Here is an 11,007-nt window from a genome sequence, read left to right as displayed (position 1 = left end):
CAAGTTATTTTGCTGCAAGCTGCGGTGGCGCTCCTATAGAAGTCATCAAAAGAAGTCATCAAACAGTACGTTCAGCAGCAGAGAACACCGCATTAGTCGGCTATCGCCGACGAGCTTACATCCCCGCACTCAAAGTACGGGGTTTTACGCTCAACCGATAAATCCGGTCAAGAAAAGAATTGAGCCCAACGCAGACAAGATGCGAACTGCCATAAATGTCTCATTAGATTTATTAATTTATGACTTAAAAAGTAGTTCACAAATGAATCATTGAAGAGAAAGTTTCACCTGCGTTTCTCTCAATCAAAAATCAGAATAATAAAGCAGAAGAAAAGCGTCAGATGAGTCACCCCCTGAAAAAGGTTACTTTTTCCTGAGGAGAAATTGACCATGGAAACCAGCAATGTGAGCATCAGCAAAAGCGCTTCAACATTATTCAAGCCCAATACAATGGTATTGGATGTCATAATCCCAATCAGCAACACCGCAGGAATAGTCATTCCTATCGTTGCCAGCGCAGACCCAAGACATATATTAATCGAACGTTGTAGATTATTGACCTGAGCCGCCTTGATAGCCGCCATACCTTCTGGAGAGAGCACCAGAATCGCCACGATCATTCCACCCAGATCTCCCGGAGCACCCAGTTCAGAAACACCATAATCCACAATAACAGCCAGCTTCTTGGACAAAAGCACAATGGGAATCATGTAGAAGACTAAAAGCAGAGTATGAGTTGAAACCGACAACCGCCCCTCACCCCCATGATCAGGCTCATCATTTTCACCGATAAAATAGTTGCGATGACGCATGGTCTGCATACCCAGAAAGGCTACGTAAAGCACCACATTCATCACAACCAGAAAGACCACCTGCTCAATAGAGAAGGTTCCCGCCCGGGTTGACTCAGTGAAGTTAGGCAAAATCAAACCCAACACCGCCAAAGGAATCAGTATGCCAAGAAACGAGTTAGCGCCTTGCAAATTAAAGGTCTGCTCAACATGCCGCATCCCCCCAAGCAACAGAGACAACCCCACCAACCCATTCAGCACAATCATCAGAACCGAGAACATAACATCACGTCCCAGCGTCGGATTATGACTGCCTGTTAACATCACTGCAGAAATCATAATCACTTCAATACTGATGACGGAGAGAGTCAGAATCAAAGTGCCATAAGGCTCACCCAACTGCACAGCCAGCCCGTCAGCATGACGAACCACCCCGAAGGAAGACCAGAGCATGGCCAAAAACAGCAGAATAAACAGCCCCAGACTGACCCAGGCAGAAGAACCTGTTGTCAGATACCGAGTACACAATGAATAAAAGAAGACCGATGCAGCAATACCTGCATACAGACCGGGCTCTGAGGTTAAAACCGAAGGGTGCTTCATTCGCTTTACCGCAATTAGCATTTCATCATCACAATGAAAACTAACTTTCTTGCATCAGTGGAATTTCAACAGAAAACAGTGAAACCACTTCCACATACAAGTTATGGAAGCACCTTCAAAAAGCTTCTACAAGATAGTTGAGGTTTGGCGCTGGAGCCATACGTTTAGAAGAAAAGGGAAGCAGCCTGTAGCAACAAGTCATCGCTACAGGCTTTAGAAAAGCAGAGAGGAATCAGGAGGCCATGTCGTCGAAGAACTTCTTCACACCCTCAAAGAACGAGGTTTTTTTCGGTGACTGACGATCTTCACCTTCAGCTAAAAAAGTTTCCTTCAACTCCGCCATCAGTTCTCTCTGACGCTCTGTCAGATGAACCGGAGTTTCCACAACTACACGACACATCAGATCTCCGCGACCGCCACCTCGCACAGGAGTGACACCTTTATCGCGCAGACGGAACAGTTTGCCGGTTTGAGTCTCTCTTGGAATCTTCAGCTTTACACGACCATCCAGAGTCGGCACTTCAAGCTCACCACCCAGCGCAGCATCCACAAAAGTAATGGGTACTTCACAGTACAGATGCTTACCATCACGCTGAAAGATCGGATGATCAGCGACACTGACCTGAACGTACAGATCACCTGCCGGACCACCATTAAACCCAGCTTCGCCCTCACCCGCCAGACGAATACGATCTCCCGTATCTACGCCTGAAGGAATCTTCACTGACAGTGTTTTATATTCCTGAACACGACCTTCACCATGGCACTCACGACAAGGGTCTTTAATCATCTTGCCCGTACCATGACAGTCAGGACAGGTCTGCTGAACAGAGAAGAAGCCCTGCTGCATACGCACCTGCCCCATACCGCCACAGGTTGTACAAGTCACAGGAGAGGTACCTTTCTTGGCACCGGAACCGTCACAGGACTTACAACCCACCAGGGAAGGAATCTTGATTTTTTTGGTAGTGCCTTTAACCGCTTCTTCCAGGCTCAGCTCTAGCTGATAGCGCAAGTCAGCACCACGCTGAACAGAACTGCGGGAGTGACCGTGGCCACCACCACCAAAGATGTCACCAAACACGTCACCAAAGATATCACCGAAGCCACCGGCACCGGCACCGCCAAATCCTCCTGCACCTCCCATGCCTCCCATATTGGGATCAACACCCGCATGACCATATTGGTCAAAGGCGGCACGCTTCTGGTCATCAGAAAGAATTTCAAAGGCTTCGTTCACCTCTTTGAAATTCTCTTCCGCGTCCTTATCATCAGGGTTACGGTCAGGGTGATACTTCATAGCCATACGGCGATAGGCCTTCTTGATCTCTTTATCAGAGGCCCCTTTTTCTACGCCTAGTACTTCATAAAAATCACGTTTTGCCATCAATAACACCCTGTGGTCAGGCTCCGTCAGATCACCTGACCGAAATAATCCAAATCGCTTTCGTAGGAGTCTGCATGGCTCAAGACAATTTCGGCCTAAAATCCAGAAAGAGCGGCCAATTTTTCCGTTGAATTCGCTTGAATAGGTCAACTATTCGCACAAATCCAACGATAAAACTGCCTCGCTCTACTGAATTTTATGCTCGAAAGCGTAAGCCATACAGACTCCACATCGGGATTGATCCCGATTTATTAATACAAATGCCCATAACGAATGAAACGTATTTTGCGAATATCATCGGCTTAAAACGAACCTCGCAAAATGCTTTTCACAAAAGAAACTATTTGGAAAACCTCGTAGTCTTTCAGACAGTCTCTCAGAAGCCACTCTTCAAACAACCTCTCAAACACAACAGCGCGGGAGAAAGCTCCCGCGCTGCTATATCAACTCATACCGCAGCGCGGAATGGGTTTATTTTTTCTCTTCTTTCACTTCTTCAAACTCAGCGTCTACTGCGTCGTCTGCAGTGGAAGAAGATTCAGCTTCCTGAGCACCTTCAGCACCAGGCTGCTGAGCTTCAGCGTACATCTTCTGAACCAGACCGGAAGAAGCTTCAGACAGCGCTTTGGACTTCTCTTCGATCAGATCCTTGTCGTCACCTTTCAGAGCTTCTTCCAGAGCAGTCAAAGCTTCGTTGATCGCAGTCTTCTCTTCTTCAGTCGCCTTATCACCGGCTTCTTCCAGAGTTTTGCGAGTTGCATGCACCAGGCCATCGCCAGTGTTACGAGCAGCTGCCAGCTCTTCAAACTTCTTGTCTTCAGCCGCATTAGCTTCTGCGTCCTGAACCATTTGATCGATTTCATCGTCAGACAGACCAGAAGAAGCTTTGATCACGATGGACTGTTCTTTGCCCGTTGCCTTGTCTTTGGCAGAAACGTTCAGGATACCGTTAGCGTCCAGATCGAAGCTGACTTCAATCTGCGGCATGCCACGTGGAGCCGGTGGAATGTCGGACAGATCGAAACGACCCAGAGATTTGTTAGCAGTCGCCTGCTTACGCTCACCCTGACAAACATGAATGGTTACAGCGTTCTGGTTGTCATCAGCAGTAGAAAAAACCTGAGACTTCTTGGTCGGGATCGTCGTGTTCTTTTCGATCAGAGCAGTCATGACACCGCCCATGGTTTCGATACCCAGAGTCAATGGAGTTACGTCCAGCAGCAGTACGTCTTTAACGTCACCCGCCAGTACCGCACCCTGGATAGAAGCACCCATAGCTACAGCTTCGTCAGGGTTCACGTCTTTACGTGGTTCCTTGCCGAAGAACTCAGCTACTTTTTCCTGCACCATTGGCATACGGGTCTGACCGCCTACCAGAATAACTTCGTCGATCTCGGACAGATCCAGATCGGAATCCTTAACAGCCATGCGACAGGGTTCCAGGGAACGCTGAACCAGCTCTTCCACCAGAGACTCCAGCTTGGAACGAGTCACTTTAACGTTCAGGTGCTTTGGACCAGTAGCATCAGCAGTGATGTAAGGCAGGTTCACATCAGTCTGTTGAGCAGAAGACAGTTCGATTTTGGCTTTTTCAGCAGCTTCTTTCAGACGCTGCATGGCCAGAGGATCACCTTTCAGGTCAATTCCCTGGTCCTTTTTGAACTCTTCAGCCAGATAATCGATCATGCGCATGTCAAAGTCTTCACCACCCAGGAACGTGTCACCGTTGGTAGCCAGAACTTCGAACTGGTGCTCGCCGTCTACATCGGCGATCTCGATAATGGAAATATCGAAAGTACCACCACCCAGGTCGTAAACAGCGATGGTCTGGTCACCCTGACGCTTGTCCATGCCATAGGCCAGTGCAGCAGCAGTAGGCTCGTTGATGATACGCTTTACGTCCAGACCGGCAATACGGCCAGCGTCTTTGGTCGCCTGACGCTGAGCATCGTTGAAGTAAGCTGGAACAGTAACAACCGCTTCAGAAATAGACTCGCCCAGATAGTCCTCAGCGGTCTTCTTCATTTTTTTCAGGATTTCAGCAGAAATCTGAGGAGGCGCTTTTTTGTCGCCCTTGACTTCAACCCAGGCGTCACCATTATCGGCTTCAACAATTTTGTAGGGAACCATCTGGATGTCTTTCTGAACCACATCGTCTTTAAAACGACGACCGATCAGACGCTTGATGGCAAACAGGGTATTGTCAGGGTTGGTAACGGCCTGACGCTTGGCTGGCTGGCCTACCAGTGTCTCGCCATCGTCAGTGAAAGCGATGATGGAAGGAGTAGTACGACCGCCTTCAGCGTTTTCCAGAACTTTGGCTTTTTCACCATCCAGAATGGATACACAGGAGTTAGTGGTACCCAGGTCAATGCCGATTATTTTACCCATTATTCAATCTCTCCGTTGCCCTGTATGCAGAGCGAAATTCTTTAAACGTTTACCGTGAAAGATCTTTCATCATGAGTGATGACAAAAAATGGCTTCTATTGCTCACGGCTGTTTTTAACGATTCAATTCTTCAGCTGAGGGCCGCTTTCCAATGGAGGGTGAGCGGCTGTTTTTGGCCTTTAAAATCAATATGGGATCAATCGATTTGATTTCAAGGCCGGAAAAACATTCTTTTTTCGAATATTTCTCAGCAAAATCACTTATTTGGACACCACGACCATGGCAGGACGAATCAAGCGGCCATTCAACTTATAGCCTTTCTGGAATACGTCGATAACCGTGTTGGTTTCTACATCCGGATTAGGAATCATGGACATAGCCTGGTGGAAATTCGGGTCAAAAGGCTGACCCTTCGGGTCTTCCTGCTCTACCGAGAAGCGACCCAGTGCGCCCAGAAACTGCTTCAGAGTCAGGTTCATACCTTCTACCAGGGCTTCATGAGCCCCTTCTGCCTGCTCGGCACTTTCAATCCCTTTCTCCAGGCTATCAACCACGGGAATCAGGGCGTCAACAAACTTTTCCAGAGCAAATTTGTGAGCTTTTTCAACGTCTTGTTCAGCACGACGCTTGATGTTCTGCATTTCAGCCTGAACACGCAAGGTCTGGTCTTTTGCCTTGGCCAGCTCTTCATTCAGAGCCTCAAGCTGAGGCTCCAGGCCACCGGTCAGATCACTTTCACTGTCCAGCTCAACACCACCTTCTTCGTTCAGCAGGCTGTCATCTGACTGCTGTTCTACTGCTTCTTTAGCTACCTGCTCTTCAGGTTTGCTGTTTTCTACTGTCATTCCAGAATCTCCGACCGGGAGGCAAATCGTTTGATGAGACTTATATATGGCCAGTATTTCAGGATTCAAGGGTGATACTCTGGATTCTTTGGCAAATGAAAGCATTCGCCTCACACACAAGGACTCATGGTTTCATCATGGCGCGTTAGATATCACAATAACTTTCAATCAGTGGAGGGACTTCTGTAAGGGTTTCGAACTCTTTTTTCAGACTTTGCCACTTCTCCTGATTCAGGGGTTTCATCTCCTCAGATGACCTGCCAGCTGAATCCTTAACATCTCCAATAATATTCAGCTTACGGTCAATCGTTACTTTGAATCCCCTCCGAAGAAAATCTCTGACAGTCCTATAAACACAAGCGCCTTCAAAGCAGCCTGTAACAAAGACCTCCTGAATGCCTCTGGACGTGAGAAACGCATCCAATTGAGATGGCTCTCCGGGCGTATCTTCTGCACTCATGGCCCTTATCGCGCCGTCTTCCCTCTTAAAAAACAGCTTATACAGGACTTTTTTCTTGAGACTCTGTAAATGCTCTGACAACGTAGGACCATGCTCATAGTAATTAACATCGATGACCTCAACACCCATATTTTCTTCAAAGTGGCTTAACAACTTATTTTGCTCAGAAACCACCTCTACAAACTCTGACTGCATGTACCGGCTCATGAAACCTGTTTGCATATCGATGAGAACAACCGCTACTTTTCTGCCTTGCCCTACCAAATCCTCAATGTAAGAAATACTCTCTGTCGCTCCTCCCGAAACACCTCTACCAAAAAGCAGGGTAAACAACAGCAGTCCTGCCAGGAAGCACCCGGATGCCCCACGACAAATATCTACTGAGTGCTGACGTTTTATAGAATATGTCCTCATAACAAGCACCTTCTATTTCATATCCACCTAGCCAGATACCTCTGACCCCAATCTCACCCTCTACCTTAGCTCCTAGCTGTTAGTTCAAAGTTTTCGAAATAAGGTTTAATAAATTTCGTTTCTCACTCGGGAATAGCCTGCATAAACTCCACGCACATTTGAATACCTATACTGAGCAGCATGATAAAGAAATATTTTTACCTACTGGCCATTGGCCTGATCTGGGGATCCCAATTCCTTTTTCAGCAAGCTGCTGTCAATGATTTACCACCAGTATGGGTTGGAGCGGGTCGAGCTACTGTTGGCGCCCTGACACTGATTACTCTAACGATACTGTTTGGCATAAAAAGCGAAGGCCGACGCCTTGGCACTTTCAATTTTATCGCCCTGCTTGAAGCCACTATTCCTTTTGTACTGATCGCCTGGGGTCAGCAATACCTGGATACAGCGGTCACCGCTATCCTGATGGGCACCATTCCTTTCTTCACCATTATTTTGTCACCGCTGGTTATCAGAGGATCGCGCATTACTCCGGCAGGTATAACCAGCGTCATCATTGGCTTCTGTGGCCTGCTGCTGCTGTTCTACCCACAGCTGACCAGCAATACAGGACACAGCAGCCTGCTGGCAGCGCTGGCCATCATTATTGCCTCAGGTTGCTTTGCAACAGGCCTGCTGATGCTGAAGAAGATCAATGATGAGCACCCCATTATCGTTGCCCGCAACGTTTTGACTTGTTCATCCATTCAGCTGTTGATCGTAGCCAGCCTGTTCCAGGCACCATGGACACTGGAACTGACTTCCGCCAGCGCCACTTCAGTTCTGTATCTGGGGGTAATGTGTGCCGGGGTTGTTTACTTCCTTTATATGGCCCTGATTGCTCAAGCCGGGCCAGTATTCGCGTCCATGAACAACTACCTGGTGCCTCTTATTGGCGTCATTCTGGGCGCACTGGTGAATCATGAAATACTGCCTTCTACTGCCTGGCTGGCACTGGGTGTCATCGTAGCTGCTCTGGCCATCAATCAGTTATTTGATAGAGCTGCCCCCAAAGCCACTGCCTGATTCAGAACAATCTATCCTTGCGATCCCCTGCTCTCCTCTGGTCGAGATCAGGGGATTTTTTTTAGCTCCGACTTTACGAATTCCTCACTTCGAGTTACTGTATATATAAACAGTAACCTCACAGTAGCCGGTATTCATCATGCTGACCCAACTGTCCATCAGCAACTTTGCCATCGTTGACCAGCTGGATCTGGACATTAATTCTGGAATGACTGTCATTACCGGCGAGACCGGTGCTGGCAAGTCAATCATGCTGGACGCTCTTGGCCTCGCCACGGGCGACAGAACCGACAGTCACTGTGTTCGTCAGGGCACGGATAAAGCTGAAATCCACGCATCTTTTGATATCAGCCAGTACGCTGCAGCAAAAGAATGGCTGGAAGAGAAAGAACTGACCAGCGATGACGAATGCATTCTTCGCAGGGTCATTACGAAAGAGGGGCGCTCCCGAGCCTATATCAATGGCACACTGTCTCCTCTTGCCGACCTTCGTGCCATAGGCGAGCTGTTGATTGATATCCATGGCCAGCATGAAAGTCAGTCACTGCTGAAAAAGAACAGTCATCGACTGCTCCTGGATGACTTTTCCGGCACACAAAAACTGGCTTGCGAAGTTGCCCGCATTGCCCACCAGTTCAATCAGACTCATCATGAACTGGATAGACTGACCAACAACCGCAAAGAGCAAGATGAACGTATTCAACTGCTCAGCTACCAGCTGCAGGAGCTTGAGCAGTTATCGCTTCAGGAAGGAGAGCTTGAACAGCTGGAGAAAGAGCTTAAGCAACTGACCCATGCTGAAAGCACACTTTCTGTTTGCCATCAGATCAACAATATTTGCTCCGATAACGAAGCGGGGAATATTCTTCAGCAGCTAGCCATCTGCATGCAGCGGTTGGGCGATCTGCAAATCGACCACCCTGCCATCAACAATACGGTGGAGATGATATCTTCTGCCCAGATTCAGGTTGAGGAAGCGGTCGGTGAAATCAATCACTTCATTGATCATTTTGATGAAGACCCGGCAAGAATGCAGGAAGTGGATCAGCGCCTTAGCGCCATTTACGACCTGGCAAGAAAGCACAGGGTTCAGCCAGAAGAACTGCTGGTCAAGCAGAACACTCTCAGCAGTGAACTGGAGAGCATTCAATTCAGCGATGAACGCGCAGAAGAATTTCAACAAAAACTGACTGAACTGAAATCAGATTTTCAGAGCAAATGCGAAAAGCTATCCAAAAAACGTCATTCTTCAGCCAGACAACTTGAGAAAAAGGTCACCAAACGTTTGTCTTTACTGGGCCTGCCCCATGGACAGTTCATCATTGCCCTGACCCCAACAGAGAGTAACACCCTTTCGCCTAATGGCGCTGAGGACATTGAATTTCTGGTCACCACCAACCCGGGCCAGCCACCCCGAGCATTGGCCAAAGTAGCCTCAGGAGGTGAGCTGTCCAGAATCAGCCTGGCTATCCAGGTCATCACGGCACAAACCTCCCATATTCCCAGCATGGTCTTTGATGAAGTGGACGTAGGTATTGGCGGTGGAACGGCTGAAATTGTAGGCTCCATGCTCAGAGAACTCGGAGAGAGAAGCCAGGTTCTTTGTGTAACGCACCAGCCTCAGGTTGCATCCCAGGGACATCAACACTTGCACGTCAGCAAAAAAGTCCGCAACGCCAAAACCTCCACCGAGATAGTTGGCCTGAAAGGCGAACGTCGGATTAAAGAAGTTGCCCGAATGCTGGGAGGCGTAGAAATGACCGAGTCAACACTGAACCATGCGAAAGAGATGCTAAGCCTGACCGACTCAAAATCTGCAGCCTAAGACCTTTTCAAAGCACTTCACAATGGAGTGCTTTTCTTCCCCTCCAGAGAACCCTAAAATCCTGCATACCTGACTCGAATACAAAAATAAAAACAAAAACAAAAACAATCTCTATGAATGATCTGATCGCTCTTCCATTTATCCTGATCATGCTCACCGGATTTCTGGTGATACCTTGGCTCACACCCATCTCTGCGCTGGCTTTTCTGGCATTCAGTATAAGGAGTGGAGACCATCGACAAACACCTGCCAGCCTTCTGTTATCTATTTACGGATTGGTCAGCAGTATTGGCATCTGGTTTACTGAGGGTATGGTCACCATTGACTATATCGCAGAGAACCCACAGTTTTTTCTATTGCCACCTGTCGTTTTATTAATGCTGGCGATCAAAGAACAAAGAAAACTTAAAAAGACCCGTAAAAGAAAACTGAAGTATTTCTCCCTGACACTGTCTTCTCTGGCGCTTTACTGGATCACGCTGGCTGCAGTGATGTCTGCTTCCGTTTAAAGGATGAAAGAAAGTATGGAGCAGGCACTGCAACCTTTTCAATGACTCTCACAAGGACGGTTACGTGAATCAGAAATCATTCTGAGATTAGGAAAGTCCCGGGTTAACTCACTCCATCGTAATTTAACAATGGCTTCTAACTCCTCCGGAGTCATGAACGAATCTCTGAGAAAATCAGTCCTCAAGAGAATATTGCTCTCCCGATCGACCGAGACATCGTAGCCATTCTGCAAAGCTCCCCTTACCGTCCTGCGAACACAGTTCCCATCAAAGCAGCCTGTTACATGAACGTCTGTCACTCCCCTGAATTTCAGATAGATATCCAGCTCGGAGGAGATCTGTTCTTCAGCCCCTCTTCCACCGTCGGAAGGAACGACATGAAAAGCGTCATCATGACCTTTAAGAAAAAGCCTGTAAGTCACTTTCTTTTGCAGCCATTGAAGTGATTCGGCAACCGTTGGCCCCTCATCGACATAATTCACATCAATAAAGTGAACTTTCTCATTACCCACAAACTTCTTAAGCAGGCCTACCTGCTCTGGAATAACCCGATAGAATTCTGCGGTATCAAAATACTTCCTGTTTACCACTAATCATACGTCATGACACAGAGAAAGCAGATTTAAGAATATACATCTGTTTTTTTATTCTTCCTGATTTTTAAACAGTTGAAAATTGTCGAAACACTGCAATATTGGCAGTAGAACAAGCACAAAC

General features: G+C 47.7%; 9 protein-coding genes. 3 read left to right on the top strand and 6 right to left on the bottom strand.

Annotation, left to right across the window (positions count from 1 at the left end):
• Positions 1-299: 299 nt before the first annotated feature.
• From ACR2PX_RS20745 to ACR2PX_RS20725, 5 genes are all read right to left on the bottom strand, one after another.
• Positions 300-1,394 carry a calcium:proton antiporter gene (locus ACR2PX_RS20745; protein ID WP_434001267.1) on the bottom strand — a complete coding sequence of 365 codons (1,095 nt, stop codon included), beginning with the start codon at positions 1,392-1,394 and terminating at the stop codon, positions 300-302.
• Between the two features lie 232 nt (positions 1,395-1,626).
• The gene (gene dnaJ / locus ACR2PX_RS20740; RefSeq protein ID WP_434001266.1) at positions 1,627-2,781 is read right to left on the bottom strand and encodes a molecular chaperone DnaJ; all 1,155 of its coding nucleotides are present in this window, start codon (positions 2,779-2,781) and stop codon (positions 1,627-1,629) included.
• A gap of 471 nt (positions 2,782-3,252) precedes the next feature.
• Complete coding sequence (gene dnaK, locus ACR2PX_RS20735) at positions 3,253-5,172, bottom strand: molecular chaperone DnaK (protein WP_434001265.1); 1,920 nt, start codon at positions 5,170-5,172, stop codon at positions 3,253-3,255.
• 260 nt (positions 5,173-5,432) lie between these two features.
• Complete coding sequence (gene grpE, locus ACR2PX_RS20730) at positions 5,433-6,017, bottom strand: nucleotide exchange factor GrpE (RefSeq protein WP_434001264.1); 585 nt, start codon at positions 6,015-6,017, stop codon at positions 5,433-5,435.
• A gap of 145 nt (positions 6,018-6,162) precedes the next feature.
• The gene (locus ACR2PX_RS20725; protein ID WP_434001263.1) at positions 6,163-6,891 is read right to left on the bottom strand and encodes a cysteine hydrolase family protein; all 729 of its coding nucleotides are present in this window, start codon (positions 6,889-6,891) and stop codon (positions 6,163-6,165) included.
• Positions 6,892-7,071: 180 nt separating this feature from the next.
• Between ACR2PX_RS20725 and ACR2PX_RS20720 the strand changes: the two genes are divergently transcribed.
• The 3 genes from ACR2PX_RS20720 to ACR2PX_RS20710 all read left to right on the top strand — a co-directional run bounded on the left by ACR2PX_RS20720 (position 7,072) and on the right by ACR2PX_RS20710 (position 10,290).
• Entirely contained in the window at positions 7,072-7,956 is an 885-nt protein-coding gene (locus ACR2PX_RS20720) for a DMT family transporter (protein WP_434001262.1), read from the top strand.
• A 139-nt stretch (positions 7,957-8,095) separates the two neighbouring features.
• Positions 8,096-9,781: a DNA repair protein RecN gene (recN, locus tag ACR2PX_RS20715; RefSeq protein ID WP_434001261.1), complete on the top strand. Its 1,686-nt coding sequence runs from the start codon at positions 8,096-8,098 to the stop codon at positions 9,779-9,781.
• A gap of 113 nt (positions 9,782-9,894) precedes the next feature.
• On the top strand, positions 9,895-10,290 hold the full coding sequence (locus ACR2PX_RS20710) for a hypothetical protein (protein ID WP_434001260.1): 396 nt from the start codon (positions 9,895-9,897) through the stop codon (positions 10,288-10,290).
• 38 nt (positions 10,291-10,328) lie between these two features.
• Here the strand turns inward: ACR2PX_RS20710 and ACR2PX_RS20705 are convergent, their stop codons facing one another.
• Positions 10,329-10,880: an isochorismatase family protein gene (locus ACR2PX_RS20705; RefSeq protein ID WP_434001259.1), complete on the bottom strand. Its 552-nt coding sequence runs from the start codon at positions 10,878-10,880 to the stop codon at positions 10,329-10,331.
• Positions 10,881-11,007 lie beyond the last annotated feature (127 nt).

Origin of the sequence: Endozoicomonas sp. (assembly GCF_051008435.1) — a bacterium.
In the GTDB taxonomy this organism is placed as follows: Bacteria; Pseudomonadota; Gammaproteobacteria; order Pseudomonadales; family Endozoicomonadaceae; genus Endozoicomonas_A.
Note: the sequence above shows the minus strand (reverse complement) of the source record. Positions and strands in the feature narration are given on the sequence as shown.